Annotated in this window: 12 protein-coding genes and 3 pseudogenes; 3 read left to right on the forward strand and 12 right to left on the reverse strand. The window is 34.6% G+C overall.

Annotated features, from left to right (window positions below; all coding sequences use genetic code 11):
- Nucleotides 1–149: 149 nt before the first annotated feature.
- Nucleotides 150–3,266, forward strand: coding sequence for an efflux RND transporter permease subunit (locus VK90_RS21160; protein WP_048375003.1), 3,117 nt, complete (start codon nucleotides 150–152; stop codon nucleotides 3,264–3,266).
- Between the two features lie 24 nt (nucleotides 3,267–3,290).
- Here the strand turns inward: VK90_RS21160 and msrB are convergent, their stop codons facing one another.
- The 8 genes and pseudogenes from msrB to VK90_RS21200 all read right to left on the reverse strand — a co-directional run bounded on the left by msrB (nucleotide 3,291) and on the right by VK90_RS21200 (nucleotide 10,857).
- Nucleotides 3,291–3,743 (reverse strand): peptide-methionine (R)-S-oxide reductase MsrB, encoded by a 453-nt coding sequence (gene msrB, locus VK90_RS30835; RefSeq protein ID WP_269431824.1) that lies wholly within the window; start codon nucleotides 3,741–3,743, stop codon nucleotides 3,291–3,293.
- 45 nt (nucleotides 3,744–3,788) lie between these two features.
- Nucleotides 3,789–4,256 (reverse strand): annotated as a pseudogene (gene msrA, locus VK90_RS30840) (peptide-methionine (S)-S-oxide reductase MsrA); the annotation flags it as partial.
- A 237-nt stretch (nucleotides 4,257–4,493) separates the two neighbouring features.
- Nucleotides 4,494–5,528 carry an AI-2E family transporter gene (locus tag VK90_RS21175; RefSeq protein ID WP_048375011.1) on the reverse strand — a complete coding sequence of 345 codons (1,035 nt, stop codon included), beginning with the start codon at nucleotides 5,526–5,528 and terminating at the stop codon, nucleotides 4,494–4,496.
- 332 nt (nucleotides 5,529–5,860) lie between these two features.
- Entirely contained in the window at nucleotides 5,861–6,553 is a 693-nt protein-coding gene (gene lrgB, locus VK90_RS21180) for an antiholin-like protein LrgB (RefSeq protein WP_002174468.1), read from the reverse strand.
- 37 nt (nucleotides 6,554–6,590) lie between these two features.
- Nucleotides 6,591–7,022: an antiholin-like murein hydrolase modulator LrgA gene (gene lrgA / locus VK90_RS21185; protein ID WP_002174469.1), complete on the reverse strand. Its 432-nt coding sequence runs from the start codon at nucleotides 7,020–7,022 to the stop codon at nucleotides 6,591–6,593.
- 132 nt (nucleotides 7,023–7,154) lie between these two features.
- Complete coding sequence (locus tag VK90_RS21190; protein ID WP_048375013.1) at nucleotides 7,155–7,895, reverse strand: LytR/AlgR family response regulator transcription factor; 741 nt, start codon at nucleotides 7,893–7,895, stop codon at nucleotides 7,155–7,157.
- Complete coding sequence (gene lytS, locus VK90_RS21195; protein ID WP_048375015.1) at nucleotides 7,873–9,642, reverse strand: two-component system sensor histidine kinase LytS; 1,770 nt, start codon at nucleotides 9,640–9,642, stop codon at nucleotides 7,873–7,875. The genes VK90_RS21190 and lytS overlap by 23 nt, the downstream gene beginning before the upstream one ends.
- A gap of 144 nt (nucleotides 9,643–9,786) precedes the next feature.
- A complete protein-coding gene (locus VK90_RS21200; protein ID WP_048375016.1) occupies nucleotides 9,787–10,857 on the reverse strand; it encodes a nitric oxide synthase oxygenase in 1,071 nt (356 codons plus the stop codon).
- Between the two features lie 217 nt (nucleotides 10,858–11,074).
- Here VK90_RS21200 and sodA point away from each other — a divergent pair, with 217 nt between their 5' ends.
- Complete coding sequence (gene sodA, locus VK90_RS21205) at nucleotides 11,075–11,701, forward strand: superoxide dismutase [Mn] (protein WP_048375018.1); 627 nt, start codon at nucleotides 11,075–11,077, stop codon at nucleotides 11,699–11,701.
- Nucleotides 11,702–11,789: 88 nt separating this feature from the next.
- On the opposite strand, the gene VK90_RS21210 is transcribed toward sodA, so the two are convergent.
- The 3 genes and pseudogenes from VK90_RS21210 to VK90_RS21220 all read right to left on the reverse strand — a co-directional run.
- Nucleotides 11,790–12,668 (reverse strand): NAD-dependent epimerase/dehydratase family protein, encoded by an 879-nt coding sequence (locus VK90_RS21210; RefSeq protein ID WP_048375020.1) that lies wholly within the window; start codon nucleotides 12,666–12,668, stop codon nucleotides 11,790–11,792.
- Nucleotides 12,669–12,773: 105 nt separating this feature from the next.
- On the reverse strand, nucleotides 12,774–13,364 hold the full coding sequence (locus tag VK90_RS21215) for an AmiS/UreI family transporter (RefSeq protein WP_048375022.1): 591 nt from the start codon (nucleotides 13,362–13,364) through the stop codon (nucleotides 12,774–12,776).
- 522 nt (nucleotides 13,365–13,886) lie between these two features.
- Nucleotides 13,887–14,519, reverse strand: a pseudogene (locus VK90_RS21220) (putative glycoside hydrolase); the annotation flags it as partial.
- On the opposite strand from VK90_RS21220, the pseudogene pelG reads away from it, so the two are divergent.
- Nucleotides 14,494–15,901: pseudogene (gene pelG, locus VK90_RS21225) on the forward strand (exopolysaccharide Pel transporter PelG). The pseudogenes VK90_RS21220 and pelG sit on opposite strands and share 26 nt — an antisense overlap.
- 52 nt (nucleotides 15,902–15,953) lie before the next feature.
- Here the strand turns inward: pelG and galE are convergent.
- Nucleotides 15,954–16,970: a UDP-glucose 4-epimerase GalE gene (galE, locus tag VK90_RS21230; RefSeq protein ID WP_048375024.1), complete on the reverse strand. Its 1,017-nt coding sequence runs from the start codon at nucleotides 16,968–16,970 to the stop codon at nucleotides 15,954–15,956.
- Between the last annotated feature and the right edge of the window lie 45 nt (nucleotides 16,971–17,015).

The raw sequence follows: 17,015 nt of genomic DNA on the forward strand, positions 1-17,015 counted from the left end.
AATAATTCAGTAAGGAATAATAAAAAATCTCTCCCCTTACATTTTAGCTTTATTATACCATCTCTTTTCATTGACTACTGACCAATCGGTCAGTTATATTGTGTATTAGACTGACCGATTGGTCAATACAATAAAAAGGGAGCGCAAACATGAACAAAATCATCAATTTCTCGTTAAAAAATAAGTTCGCAGTTTGGCTACTAACCATTATTGTTACTATCGCAGGTATTTATTCTGGACTCAATATGAAGCTGGAGACAATTCCTGATATTACAACACCGATTGTAACAGTAACTACGGTTTATCCTGGTGCTACACCAGCTGAAGTAGCTGATAAAGTGTCAAAACCGATGGAAGAGCAACTGCAAAATTTAAGCGGCGTAAACGTTGTTAGCTCATCATCTTATCAAAATGCATCTTCTATTCAAATAGAATATGATTTTGATAAAAATATGGAAAAAGCCGAAACAGAAGTTAAAGAGGCACTCACAAATATGAAACTGCCGGAAGGTGTGAAAGATCCGAGAGTCTCTCGAGTAAACTTTAATGCCTTTCCAGTTATTTCATTAAGCGTAGCAAGTAAAAATGAATCTTTAGCTACCTTAACTGAAAATGTTGAAAAAAATGTTGTTCCAGGTTTAAAAGGACTTGATGGTGTCGCATCTGTTCAAATCACAGGTCAACAAGTAGACGAAGTACAGCTTGTCTTCAAACAAGATAAGATGAAAGAATTAGGTTTAAGTGAAGATACTGTAAAAAATGTGATTAAAGGATCGGACGTATCTTTACCACTTGGCTTATATACATTTAAAGACACGGAAAAATCAGTTGTTGTAGATGGAAATATCACAACAATTAAAGCATTAAAAGAACTAAAAATTCCAGCTATCCCTTCATCACCGAGCGGCCAAGGTAGTCAAAATGCTGGAGCTGGTGCACAAACGCCGCAAATGAATCCAGCCGCTATGAACGGCATACCAACGGTCACATTAGAAGAAATTGCTGATATTAAAGAAGTCGGAAAAGCAGAATCTATTTCTCGAACAAATGGAAAAGAAGCAATCGGAATTCAAATTGTGAAGGCTGCTGATGCGAATACAGTTGATGTTGTAAATGCAGTTAAAGATAAAGTAAAAGACCTTGAGAAAAAATATAAGGATTTAGAGATCATTTCAACATTCGACCAAGGTGCACCGATTGAGAAATCAGTTGAAACAATGCTTAGCAAAGCTATTTTCGGTGCTATCTTTGCGATTATTATTATTATGCTGTTCCTAAGAAACATTCGAACAACACTAATCTCTGTCGTTTCTATACCACTTTCTTTATTAATTGCAGTCTTAGTAATAAAACAAATGGATATTACACTTAACATTATGACACTTGGAGCAATGACGGTCGCTATCGGACGCGTTGTCGATGATTCAATTGTTGTTATTGAAAATATTTACCGACGTATGTCGTTATCAGAAGAGAAATTACGTGGGAAAGATTTAATTCGTGAAGCTACGAAAGAAATGTTTATCCCGATTATGTCTTCTACAATTGTAACAATTGCTGTATTCTTACCTCTTGGACTTGTAAAAGGTATGATTGGTGAAATGTTCTTACCATTCGCTTTAACTATTGTCTTTGCTTTATTAGCGTCATTACTAGTGGCAATTACAATTGTACCAATGCTAGCTCACTCCTTATTCAAGAAAGAGAGTATGAGAGAAAAAGAAGTGCATCATGAAGAAAAACCAAGCAAATTAGCAAACGGATATAAACGCATACTTCGATGGGCGTTAAACCATAAAATTATTACATCAAGTATCGCCGTCCTTCTATTAGTAGGTAGCCTTGCATTGGTACCAATTATCGGTGTCAGCTTCTTACCATCTGAAGAAGAAAAAATGATTATTGCAACATACAACCCTGAGCCAGGTCAAACGTTAGAAGACGTTGAAAAAATTGCAACGAAAGCTGAAAAGCACTTCCAAGATAAAAAAGACGTCAAAACAATTCAATTCTCATTAGGTGGCGAAAACCCAATGAGCCCTGGTAAAACAAATCAAGCTATGTTCTTCGTTCAATATGATAACGATACGAAGAACTTCGAAAAAGAGAAAGAACAAGTCGTTAAAGATTTACAAAAGATGTCTGGAAAAGGCGAATGGAAAAACCAAGATTTCGGAGCAAGTGGCGGTAGTAACGAAATTAAACTATACGTTTATGGAGATAGCTCTGAAGAAATTAAGCCTGTCGTTAAAGATATTCAAAATATCATGAAGAAAAATAAAGACTTAAAAGACGTAGACTCTAGTATTGCGAAAACATATGCAGAATACACTTTAGTCGCAGATCAAGAAAAACTAAGTAAAATGGGGCTAACTGCTGCCCAAATTGGAATGGGACTTTCTAATCAACACGACCGCCCTGTTCTTACAACGATTAAAAAAGATAATAAAGATATAAATGTATATGTAGAGACTGAAAAACAGAACTATGAAACGATTGATGATTTAACGAATCGTAAAATTACAACACCACTCGGTAATGAAGTTGCTGTTAAAGATGTTATGACTGTAAAAGAAGGTGAAACTTCTAACACCGTAACACATCGAGATGGCCGCGTTTATGCAGCAGTAAGTGCAAAATTAACATCTGATGACGTTTCAAAAGCATCGGCTGCAGTTCAAAAAGAAGTGGATAGAATGGATCTTCCTTCTGGTGTAGACGTTTCTATGGGCGGTGTTACAAAAGATATTCAAGAATCATTTAAGCAACTTGGCTTAGCGATGTTAGCTGCAATTGCCATTGTATACTTCGTCCTTGTCGTTACATTTGGCGGTGCTCTTGCACCATTTGCAATCTTATTCTCGCTACCATTCACAATCATTGGTGCACTTGTTGCCCTATTAATCTCTGGCGAAACATTAAGTGTATCCGCAATGATTGGGGCTCTTATGTTAATTGGTATCGTTGTAACGAATGCAATCGTACTTATTGACCGCGTTATTCATAAAGAAAACGAAGGTCTATCAACACGCGAGGCATTATTAGAAGCTGGTGCAACACGTCTACGTCCTATCTTAATGACTGCAATTGCAACAATCGGGGCTCTTATTCCGCTTGCATTAGGATTTGAAGGTAGCGGCTTAATTTCTAAAGGACTTGGAGTAACCGTAATTGGTGGATTAACAAGTTCAACGTTATTAACACTTCTTATCGTACCAATCGTTTATGAAGCACTAAGTAAATTTAAAAAGAAAAAAGCAAAATAAAAAATAACCTCGCTAACTGCGAGGTTATTTTTTATTGCCAAACAGAATTAAGAAATCACCATATCCCTCTTCTTCTAACTTCTCTTTTGGGATAAATCGAAGAGCCGCTGAATTAATACAATAACGAAGGCCATTTGGCCCTGGGCCATCTGGGAATACATGCCCTAGATGTGAATCTCCTTCTTTACTTCTCACTTCCGTACGCGTCATATTATGACTAACATCCATTTTTTCTTTTACACTAGCTGACATAACCGGTTTCGTAAAACTCGGCCATCCGCATCCGCTATCGAATTTATCTATAGAAGTGAACAATGGTTCACCAGAAACAATATCTACATATAAACCCTCTTCCTTATAATTCCAATACCCATTCTGAAATGGTGGTTCTGTCCCATTTTCCTGGGTCACATAAAATTGCATCTCGTTTAATCTTTCTTTTAAATGAGCATTGTCCTTCGGCCAGTGCTTTTTAATAAAAGCATCGCGCCCTGAGCCCTTGCGGTATAGTTCATAGCGGAATGTATTTTTCCTATGATATCCTTGATGATATTCCTCAGCTGGATAAAATGTAGCAGCTGGCAATATTTTTGTAGCAATTGGCTTTGAAAAACGTCCACTCTTCGCAAGCTCTTCTTTTGAAGCCTCTGCTCGTCTATGTTGTTCTTCATTATGGTAAAAAATCACCGTTTCATAAGACTGCCCACGGTCGTGGAATTGCCCTCCAATATCAGTCGGGTCAATTTGTCTCCAATATATATTTAACAACTCTTCATACGGCATTTTATTTGCATCAAATGTAATTTGTACTGCTTCATAATGTCCAGTAGTTTCCGAACACACTTCTTTATACGTCGGATCCTCTTTATGACCGCCTGTATAGCCTGAAACAACCTGTATAATTCCTTCCATCTCTTCAAACGGTGAAACCATGCACCAGAAACACCCACCAGCAAATGTAGCTAACTCTCTCTTTTCATTTATAGCCATTATTTCACCCCAATTGTATATTCTTCTTACAGTATGTCATAAAGTACCATAATTTATAAGGTGAAACTTTAATCAGTGGGGGTTTTGTCCATCCCCCACTGATTATTAGCCCACACCAATCGGTAGCCCGACTCCCACCTAACTTCCTCGCATTCGCCAAATTTTGAGGTGGGAGTCTTACTATCCGCAAATAGCGGGGTAAAAGAAAAAGCATCGAATATCGATGCTTTTTTTACTTTATTTTCCAGAAAAATCCTTCTCATTTTCATCACTTGTCACATCTAAAACATCTAATAAGAATATGAAGATTGGAATACCGATAATTAATCCCCATACACCTAAGAAATGTTCAGAGAAAATTAATACCATAAATGTGTAGAAGATTGGTAAGTTTGTTTTTTGTGACATAAACTTCGGATTTAATACATAGCTCTCAAGCGCATGAATTACCGTTACAATAACTATAATATAAACGACATACATAATACCGCCGATATTGTAAGCAATCATACAGAGTGGGAATAACGAAATGATAACACCTGCTACTGGAATTAAACCAAGTAAGAAAATCATTAACGCTAAACCTAGCAATTGTGGAAATCCTAATATCCATAATGCAATAACAGATAAAATACAGTTAACAATTGCAATTAAAAATTGTGCTTCAATTACTTTTCCGAATGAACGTGCAAACTTCTTTCCGAAATACTCAATCTCAGTATAGAAAATTGCAAGTCGGCTTTCTTTAAATTTCGCAGTAAAGGCAAAAATACGAGCCTTTTCAAGTAAGAAAAATAAACTTAAAATTAAAGAAAGTAAAACTTGAAGGCCAAATTTCCCAACATTCGTAATAGATTTATACAAAATGTCTACGCCTTGCCCTACATATTTAGAAAGTTCCATATGATTAACAGCATTAACTGCATATTTAATTAATTCACTATCTGGCGGATTTCTTAAAAATACATTAAATTGATAAATTAGTTGTGAAATTTGTATTGTTAATACCGGTAAATATTTAAAGAGAGTAATGGCAATTCCGGCAACTAACGTTACATATAAAAACGCTATAATAATTTTCCGGTTAATTGGCATGAAATGATCTAATTTACGAGAAATGAACTTTTGAAATCGATCCATTAAATACGTCAACATAAACGTAATTAAAATTAAATTTAACATACTTTGCAGCCCATACAATATGAGAGCAAGTAGCACTAATACGAGTAACCTCTGAAATCCTTTGCTTTGAAACAGGTTTTTTATTTGCATAATCGACGAGTACTCTCTCCTGTCCTATAAAGTAAAACTTTTATAAGTATATTCTCTCTATATCCTACTTATAATTAATCCTTAATATTAGTATTACAAGCAATTTATCTCTTCTATAATTGCTCATTAATATGTCCTATATTATGTTACTTCTTATTTTACAATACAATGACCTATTTCAAAATGCATTATGCATAGTATTAATGAAGATTTAAGGAAACTTTTATTCTAATACAAATAGGTCTTACCACTACTGTAACATAAAAAGCAAGCTATCAGTAGAAATCCGTCCTACAAATAGCTTGCTTTTATAATTTTTTAAGTAAGTTTTATTACCCAATGAATGGCATGAACATCGGAATGACAACCACTGTTACAACACCAACTACTGTCACAGCGATACTCGCCATAGCCGCTTCTACTTCACCCATTTCAATCCCTACTGCAACCCCTAACGCATGTCCTGCTGTTCCAAGTGCTAACCCTTTAGCAATCGGGTGTTTCACTCTAAATGTTTTTAAGAATAAAGCTCCCAATGCGTATACGATAACTGCGTTAAAGATAACTGCAAACGATGTAATTGCTGGAATACCACCAATACTTTCAGATATTGGTAATGCAATTGCTGTTGTTGCTGCCTGTGGTAACATTGAATTCATTACAGATGTATCTAAGCCAATTGCTTTTGCGACAATGAACACGACAACCACTGAACAAATAGATCCAACCACGATAGCCGATAAAATTTGCCACCAATATTTTTTTAATTTATCAACTTGTTTATATAACGGAATTGCAAAGGCAATTGTTGCTGGCTCTAAGAAGAAACTAATCATTTTCCCACCAGTATTGTATTCCTCAAAAGTAAAGTTACCTACTTTTAAAAAGACGATCCCTAATACCATTGCTACAAATAGTGGTGTAAATAAGAAGAATCCTTTTGAGTGCTTGAATAAAAGTGTTCCGATTCCGTATGCAATTAATGAAACGACGATTCCGAAATATGGAGTCATTGTGCTTGTCATGTTCATTACCTCCTAACCATGTAATGGTCTAAAATAGTTACGCAACTTTCCCTTGCTTGCGTCCTTTATTTACTACTTTCAATTCTTTTGTATCTTTTGTTTCTTTGTCATCTTTACCTAAAATCAATTGTGCAAATAAACCTGTTACGGCAAGTAAAATAATTGTTGCGACAACGATTACAGTTATGATTTGTACAAAATATTGGCTCATTACACCAAGAGAGTTAATAACTGATATACCTGATGGGACGAAAAGAAATCCGATAATACCTGTTAAAGCTGTTCCGAGTGATTCAACTTGCTCCAATTTAATAACCTTTAAACATAATAGACTAAATAAAATGACTAACCCGATTACTGATGAAGGCATTGGAATTGGTAAATGTGTTGAGATAATATTAGAAACTAACATAATAGCTGAAAAAACGAATATTTGTGATAGAAAACCATATACTTTTTTTGTGCTCATTTTGGCCACCTCTTTCGATTTGGTACCTTTATTGTATAGGATATAAAGGGTTAAGTAAGCGCTTACATAACAGAATGTCAAATATATACAACCAGTTACAAAAATCATAGAGTGAAATACAAAAGCTGCTCCTTAAATACGAAGCAGCTTTTTAAGTTCTTTTGCATATGTACGGCTAACTGGGACTTTAGACCCCTCTTTCATAATTAAGTTATAAGTCGAATTAAACCACGGCTGTATCTCAGAAATATGATTAATATTAGCAATGAAACTACGATGAACACGCATAAAAATTGTTTGCGATAATTTCTTTTCCAAAATCACAAGTGTATCATGTGTTACATATGTTTCTTTCATTGTTTTTACAGTTACTTTCCCATCTACAAGTCCTACATAAATAATATCTTCAATATTAACAAGTACAATTGATTCCTCAATTGGTAGTGCTAATTTATGCATCTCGGTCGTTACATCTATACTCTTTGCATCTTGCTTTGTTTCTATTTTTGTTTGCTTTTGTTTCTTATATTTCTTTAATGTCTGTACGATACGCTCTTCATCAAATGGCTTTAAAATGTAATCTAACGCATCTACTTCAAAGGCTTGCAGTGCATATTGATCATATGCAGTTGCAAACACGATTGAAGGCGGATTTTTCATCTTCTTTAATATATTTGCGATCTCAAATCCGTTATCATCAGATAGTTGAATATCTAGAAAAACTATGTCTGGCTTGTTTTTCATTAATTCTTCTAAAGCATCCTCTACACAATCAGCCTCGCCAACTATCTCCACTTCTTTCGTTCGCTCTAATAAATATTTCAATTCATCCCGTGCTAACATTTCATCATCAACTACTAATACCTTTAACACTCGCTTTTTCCTCCCCTACTTTTTTCGGAATTATAAAGAGGATCTTTGTTCCTCGCTCCAATTCACTTTCAATTTGAAGCATTGTCTCTTTTCCAAATAACCCGATAAGCCGCTCATTAATATTATATAAAGCCGTTCCAGTTCCTTTCTTTGATGGAACTACCATTTTTCCTAATTGCTCTAGACGTTCGTTCTCAATTCCTTGCCCATTATCTTTCACTTCAAAGTGAACCATCCCCTCTTTTTCAAACACGTGTACCTCAACTTGGCATACTGATTGCTTTTTTGGAAAAGCATGGCGCAATGCATTTTCAACTAATAACTGAAGCACAAATGGTGGAACTAACGTTGTCTTTAATTCTTCTTCAATGTACATCTTTACTTCATACTTATTCGGAAATCTCGCTTGCTCTAACGATAAATATGCATGTACATGATTTAACTCTTGTTCTAATGGAATAAGTAATTGACGTGCCCCTTGCAAATTACAACGAAAATAGACGCTAAGCTGTAGCAATAATTTTCTCGCTTTCTCTACATCTGTTCGGCATAAAGCTGATACTGTATTAATCGCATTAAATAAAAAATGCGGATTGATTTGTGCTTGCAGCGCCTTTATTTCAGCATCTTGTAATAACTTACTTTGCAACTCAGCTTCACCTAACTCAAGCTGTGTGGAAAATATTTTCGCCAGCCCTTCCGCTAGTTCTTCTTCAACACGACTTAATTGATTAGGGGTTTTAAAATAAAGTTTTAATGTCCCTATCGTATTTCCATGTGAAGTTAATGGAATGACAACTGCCGCTTGCAATGGACACCCTTCATGTTGGCAATTAATAATCTCACGTGATTTCGCTTTCATTATTTTCCCTGTTTTTAATACTTCTTTTGATAAACCTGTGATTAAACTATGTGAAGGAATATGATGATCTGATGCTAATCCAACATGAGCTAAGATTTTCTCTGTATCTGTTAAGGATACCGCATCTGTTCCCGTAAAGCGGTGAATAATTTGTGCCACATGCTTGCAAGATTCTTCTGTTAACCCTTGGCGGAAATATGGTAACGTTTTATCAGCAATTCGTAATACTTTATGTGTTTGCAGAGCTTTTGCATTCTCTTCTTGACGCAAAATAGCCTGTATCATAGAAAGTAAAATAAAGCTTCCGAAACTATTTACAAGGATCATTGGGATCGCAATTGTTTTCACAATACTGATTCCATCCTCTACAATTAATAAAATCATAATCATTTCTAAAGAAACGATAAAAACACTTAAAGCCGCTGAAAATTTAGGGGTAATTGTACGATTATATTTTTTGAAAATGTATCCAATATAACCTGTTATCATTCCTGCTAAAATTGATGAAATTGCACAACTTGCCGCTGTCGTTCCGCCAAGCATATAACGATGAATACCAGCAATAGACCCTACTCCAATTCCAACGATAGGCCCACCTAACAAGCCACTAATTCCAACCCCCATGATTCGTGTATTCGCAATCGTGCTAGATGAAGAAACACCTTGTAGCCAATTTTCATTCATAATAGTATTACCTGCTATTTCAATCCCTGTGTAATTGCTTACAATTGTAAACACCGAAAAAATACAAATAAGCTTAAGCTTATCTACATATCCGTCCTGTTTATGAAGAAGGCGTCGGAACGTTTTAATATGAGAAAGTAAAAATCCTAAAATAACAATAAGTCCGACGCGTTCAATCATCATAAGTACTAAATTTAGCATCTGTGATTCATTCCTTTTTGTTTAGTTAGTGTTATTATCGGAAAATAACAATGGAATCGTCAAGAATAATGGGTATATTTTGAAGTCCCATGTGATATTGGACGACAAAGAAGCATTGAACAACTCTAGTTCAATGCTTTTTCTTTATTTATGAAAGAAATTCGGTGTAAGAACATCATTTGGATAAGGTTTATGATAAATATGAGTTGTAGCAGGTGATAACGGAGGGATTAACCATACCCAATTTCCCGTAACAACTCGGCCACAAGCAGCTTCCTGCTTTTCAAACTGTTGAAATTGTTGTGCAGCAGTATGGTGATCTACAATACTAACTCCTTGTTTTTTAAAGGAATGTAACACCGCAATATTCAACTCAATCAGTGCCTTATCTTTCCATAACGTACTATTTCTCGAAGTATCTAAATTCATCATCTCCGCAACTGCCGGAAGTAAATTATAACGATCATGGTCCGCTAAGTTACGAGCACCAATCTCAGTTCCCATATACCACCCATTAAATGGAGCTGCTGTATAAGAAATACCACCAATCTCTAAACGCATATCTGAAATCATCGGTACTCCATACCATTTTACTTCGAGCGTTGAAATTGGGTATTCTGGATGTTCAATTGGTACCTCTTTCACTTCTTTTTTAGGAATTTCTCTATATACAGGACCTTTTCCATCAACAGAAAATACAAGCGGTAATACATCAAAATGTGTACCTTCGCCTTGCCAACCAAGCTCCTGACATAAATCAGTAAATGCAGCGGAGTGAGAATCACCAATTACCCCCATTTCCGTCTTATATCCTGCATATCGAATTAATTGATGATTATAAATCCGAATATTATTTTCTTCACCTTGATATTGCTTAAAAATTGTAATTGTCGGTTTAACTTTTCCATCATTCGTCGCATATTTAATATGATGAATTAATGCATTATATACACCTTCCTCATCATTTACTTCACGCGCATCTAATATGTGCATCTTATTCCAAAATAGTCTTCCGATACATCTATTACTATTGCGCCATGCCATTCGTGATCCATGAACAAGTTCTTCAAATGTATGCTCATACGTTCCGGTCTTTTCTATCTCTATTAAAATTTCTTTCATACGCTCTTCTATTAATTGCTCTTTATTAAGCTCTTTATAGCAAATCCTAATAAAATTACTTGCTTCCTCTATTAATTGTTTCGTTCTACTCATAAACAATCTCCTTCTATCTCAACAAGACACTACTACTTTACAGTATAAGCAAAAAGGATAAGAGTCACAAATGAAAGTGGAAGTGTTACTTTTATTGTAATATTTTTCAGAAAATTATTAGAATTGTTGTTGACTTTCGGAATAAACAAGTGTATTTTTGACTTAGGTAAAATATTTTTACCAAGACCAACTTTTTGAGTGGAAAGGAGGTAATATCATGTCTTCATTTCAATTGCCTAATCTTTCATATGATTATGATGAACTAGAGCCATATATTGATGGTGACACATTAGCCATTCATCACGGCAAGCATCATGCGACATATGTAAACAATTTAAATGCTGCTTTGGGGGGCTATACCGAATTACATAATAAATCGTTAGAAGAGTTACTATGTAATTTAAACACCTTGCCAAAAGAGATTGCTACAGCCGTAAGAAATAACGGTGGTGGACATTATTGTCATAGTCTTTTTTGGGAAGTGATGAGCCCACGAGGTGGCGGCGATCCTAATGGAGACGTTGCAAAAGTAATTGATTATTATTTCAACACCTTTGACAACCTAAAAGATCAACTTTCTAAAGCAGCCATTAGTCGTTTTGGGAGTGGATATGGATGGCTTGTTCTTGATGGTGAAGAACTCGCTGTTATGAGTACGCCAAATCAAGACACACCTTTGCAAGAAGGAAAGATCCCATTACTCGTCATCGATGTATGGGAACATGCCTATTATTTAAAATATCAAAATCGGCGCCCAGAATTTATCACCAATTGGTGGAATACAGTTAATTGGGACCGAGTAAATGAAAAGTATTTGCAAGCAATTCAATCACAAAAAAATTAGTCATACGTATAAGGTAAATTTGGTAATGTTAAACTAGTATTGTCGAAATCCTCCAGAATCCCCCGGATTGCCACCGGGGGATTTATGATTACTTCAGTATATCTATGTAATGCTGTAAAACATTTTTTATTTCTAATTTTAATTCTCGGAACGGAAATCCTAATTCGCGAGCCTTTCTATTATGTAACGTACAATTAGTCACCTCATTATAAGGTGCTATATTGTCTCCTGCTTCTTGAATAAGAGCTTTTGTCCCACTATGTTCTTCTATGAAACGAATAACTTCTCCCATAGAGATCACTCCGTTACTGCAAGCGTTAATTGGACCTTCTATGTTTTCCATTCCGCACCATGCTAAAAACTCTCCAGCTTCTTTTTCATGTATGAACGACAACTTTCCATCTAAATGATCCACAACAATAGACTCTTGTTTCACAACATTTTCAACGTAAAACTGTAATCTCTTCGTATAATCATTTTCTCCAATAACGACGGGAAAGCGTACCGCAACGACAGGGAATGTTGCCCGTTGAAATAACACTGCTTCCGCTAATCTCTTCCCCTCACTATAAGTGAAATCCCCTCTATCTCCATACGTAATCGAATATTCATACGGATTAAAGTCTTCTTCTTGCAAGTTTAATGTAGGCTCATAGACCGCCATTGAGGATGTCATAACATATTTTTTCACCCTATCACGTAATACTTTACATATAATTTCCGCAGCATTCGAGCTATAGCATAAATTATCGTATACAACATCATAGCTTTTACCTTCTAAACGCTCTTCCAATAACTTTTCGTCTTCTCTATCTACTACAATTCTTTTTACCGTATCCCCAAAGGAATCTTCGGTAATTCCCCGCGTAGCAATCGTTACATTATGTCCAGCTTGCAAAAGCGCTTCTACTAATCGCTTACCAAAAAACCTTGTTCCCCCTAGAACCAGCACTTTTTTCATCTTCATCATCCCCACTTTAGAAATTGTAAAATACTACCTCTATTATAAATGCTACTATATAAAAAGCATGGAATCATTATAAAGATTCCATGCTTTCCTACATGCTATAAATTAACGCACTCGGTATTTAAAAATACAATAGCAAAAATATAAAATTGAAACTACCGATACATAGACAGATATTTCATATACTACTGACTCTCCCCATATTCCCATAAAATAAAAAAGAGAAGGGAGTGTAAGTGTTACCCATGATTGTACAAACGCTATTCTACCAAGATATTGATTAATATTTTTCTTTTGTACATTTAGTACAAAGAATAAATACCAAAGTAAAGCCCACATAAACCATGTTAGCGCATTAAGAACATCTTGAAATTGAACAAATGATACGACCATATAAAATAAAGCGATAATAACTACCCATAGGCAAAACCATCCTAATCCAGTACTACTGATCCCTGTAATAAAGGTAACCCCTACGTACAAATACGTTAAACCAAATAAAAAAGTAGCTGCATATGAATATACCGTCCAATTACTTTGATCAGAGATCATAATTAAATAAAACGGAATGATAATTTGTAATGCCCCCACAAATAAATTAAAAACACCTGCACTCTTCATCTCTGCTTTGCCTAGTATGACAAGGCTATTTAAAAATAAGGCTGCACCTGAAAGTAATAATCCTACATAACCCATATATACTCGTGTGAAAATCTTATATTTTCACACTGTAACCTCCCCACCATATAAAAAATCATATTATTTATTATCTTTCTTCTTACTCAAAACTACATACATAGTTTTTCATACAATAAGTCAGACTTCCTACCTTAAAAAGTAAAATAAAACTCCCTTTAATAACTGCTATACAGCAATATTATTTCTTATTTAATCCCAGTCAGCTTTTCAGTATTTGAAAGTAACAGTATTCTCCTAATACCACAAATTAAAAGCGCTTTCAATAAGAAATAATCCTATCAAAAAGTTAATAGGATTACTTGATTATAAACGCACTCTAATAACAAGACAAGACCTGTGATGATTTTCAAATTATTCTCTTTTATTTCTATGAAAGTTAATAGAATGCTTCATTAAACAGTTCGTTCGAATTCATTAAGCCCCTTATTACGTAATAGGGGCTTCATCTTTATGAGAGAATTGTATTACTGACCTAAAACATCATAATTTCCCTTAATATTTCTTAGTTCGGAACAACTGCTATTTATCATAAATATCATTCGGATTTATTGTAGCAATAAATCCATTTGTAAAACTATATTCTTTAGATACGTTATCTGGAGTTACCGTAAAAGTTACAATTTTGTTGCTTTGCTGTTTAAAATAGCGCATCCAATTTTGACTCCATTTATCATTTGTAATAACTTGTTTATTGAAGTCTTCCCACAATACACCATGTATAAGGTTCAAAGATGTATTTTTAATTGTTTCAAATCCCCAATTCTGTATAAGAAATAGGTTAGAATCAATGCTTTTAATTTCTTTTAATAAATTGGCATATGCCTCTCTAAATTTCTCTTGTGTAGCTGGCTGATTATAAAAATAATCATCAATATCACCAGCTGTATCTAAAAACACCCCATCTATACCTTTTCCAATAATTTGCTGTTTTACTTTATTAACAACAATCCCTCGATAATGTTCGTCAGCTAAATTCATAATATATGTATCCCACTGCTCTATTTTCATTTTCTTGCCGTCTCTATAATAATAATCAGATTCTACTACTTGTGGTTTATGCCATGCTTCTAATTCTAAAACACTTACATACCCAAGGACCAAAGTTCCTGATTTTTTTAATTGTTGAATTTGTTCTTTCGTAAATGCATATGGGTTTTCATTATTTGTTACAGCTGGTCCTTGGTTAGTCGTTATTTTAGCAGTAACAACTATTGGATATATTTTAAGTTTGTTCCATTCTATTTCAATTGAAGAACAGCGTCTTTTCACAATTTCAATTTCATATTGCTTTATTTTTTCCCAAATTATATATGGGGCTCTGCAGCTCATCGTCACAAGATATGTGGCCGACCTTTTATATGAACAAAAGGCTGACAAAGTATTTTCTTCATTTTTAGGAATGACGAAAATTACGCTCTTTTTAGCTATCGCCTTATGGCTTGTTTTTGCATTTTTCACTCCACTAGCCTTTTATTATAAAATCGTGATGCTACTTTTATTTTTAGCTTTAAATATTATTTGGATTCAGTCCATTTATTTAACAGCAGCTAAAAATTATCAGTCAATTGCTCTTGCATTCTTAATTGGGTCAATTTTTTCCCTATCTGGAATTGCGCTTATAGCTTACTGGCATCCAACACTTGGACTAGAGCATGGATTCGCTTTATTACTCTTAATTTCATTTACAATCGGGACATTTATTACATTAGTATGGTTAAGTATAGTCATTGTACGAATGTTTCCAAACAGTGATGCTACTGAACAATTTGCCTTTCTTTCTTATTTAGATAAATATCCAGAACTATTTTGGTCAAGCCTATTTTACAACATTGGCATTTGGGTATGTAACTTTGTTATTTGGTTCGGAGAAGGACGAGGAAACATTGAAAATACATTTATTTATCATAAAGTTTATGATACTTCTGTTTTCTGGGCATATTTAAGCATTATTCCGACCTATATTTTCTTCGTAGTATCCATTGAAACAAGATTTTATGAAAGATATAAAAGGTTCTTCGGTTCGGTGAACAATGGAGGGACATTAAATACAATTTTACAATTAAAAGATTCGATGAATTTTGTTCTTAAACAAGAAATAGAACGCATACTTCGTAATCAAGGTATTTTTTCTTTACTTATTATTTTTATAATATGGATATTTAGTTCACAATCAGGAAAAATGACCCTTGAATACTCTATTCTGCAACTAACCTATAATAGGTGCTTATGCAAATGGAATGGTCCTCGTTATTACGTTACTACTCTTATACTTTGAGGATCGTAAAGGTGCCTTCCGAACATCAGCTTTATTCTTTTTTGCAAACCTGTTATTAAGTATTCTTCTACTTCCATTTGGATTCAATGGCTACGGTATTAGTTTTGCAATTGGGTCTTCTATTACATTCTCATATGCTATTTATCGACTCTTTGCTTACATTAAAAATATTGATTACTACACATTTTGTCAGTCAAATGCTCCTATGAAACAACGAACTTTCTTTACTAAATTTGCTAATAAACTTAATGGAAAATAAATAAAAAAATGACCTTTTGCTCCTGCAAAAAGGTCATTTTTTTATCTGTATATCAAACTTCTAGATAGCCATTTTTGTTATTTGATTGCCATCTCCAAGAATCTGCACACATCTCTTCTAATCCACGTGTTGCTTCCCATCCTAGTTCACGCTTTGCTTTCGATGCATCGGCAAAGCATACTGCTACATCACCAGGACGACGCTCCGTAATTTTATAAGGAACTTTCTTTCCTGAAACCTTTTCAAATGCTTCAACCATTTCTAACACACTATAACCAGTACCTGTACCGAGATTATATGCATCTATCCCAGTAGTACCAAGTACTTTTTTAAGTGCCTTTACATGGCCATTTGCTAAGTCTACAACGTGAATATAATCACGGACGCCTGTACCATCCTTTGTTGGATAATCATTTCCAAATACACTTAATTCCTTTAGCTTACCTACAGCTACTTGTGTTACATATGGCATTAAATTATTGGGAATTCCACTTGGATCTTCTCCAATACGCCCACTCTCATGTGCACCAAATGGGTTGAAATAGCGAAGTAATGCGATACTCCATTCCGTATCAGCAAATGCTACATCACGCATAATTTGTTCAATCATTAATTTCGTTTGACCATATGGATTGGTTGCACTTAATGGAAACTCCTCCGTAATTGGTGATGTTTCTGGGATACCATATACCGTTGCAGATGAGCTAAAAATCATCTTCTTCACATTATGCTTCTGCATCACTTCACATAGCACCAATGTGCTTGTAATGTTGTTATGGTAGTATGTTAATGGAATTGCTACTGATTCTCCTACAGCTTTAAAACCTGCAAAGTGAATAACAGCCTCAATTGTATTTTCTTCAAAAATTGTATCAAGTGCCTCACGATTTAAAATATCTTCTTTATAAAACTTAAATTGTTTTCCTGTTATTTCTTTCACTCGATTTATAGACTCTACTGAGCTATTCGAAAGGTTGTCTACTACTATAATTTCATAATCGTTATTTAGTAATTCCACGCATGTATGACTACCAATATATCCTGCTCCACCTGTTACAAGTATTGCCATAATTATAGTCCTCCATATTTCATTCATTATAAGCTTCCCAAAGTA

Source organism: Bacillus sp. LK2, assembly GCF_001043575.1.
Taxonomy (GTDB): Bacteria; Bacillota; Bacilli; order Bacillales; family Bacillaceae_G; genus Bacillus_A; species Bacillus_A paramycoides.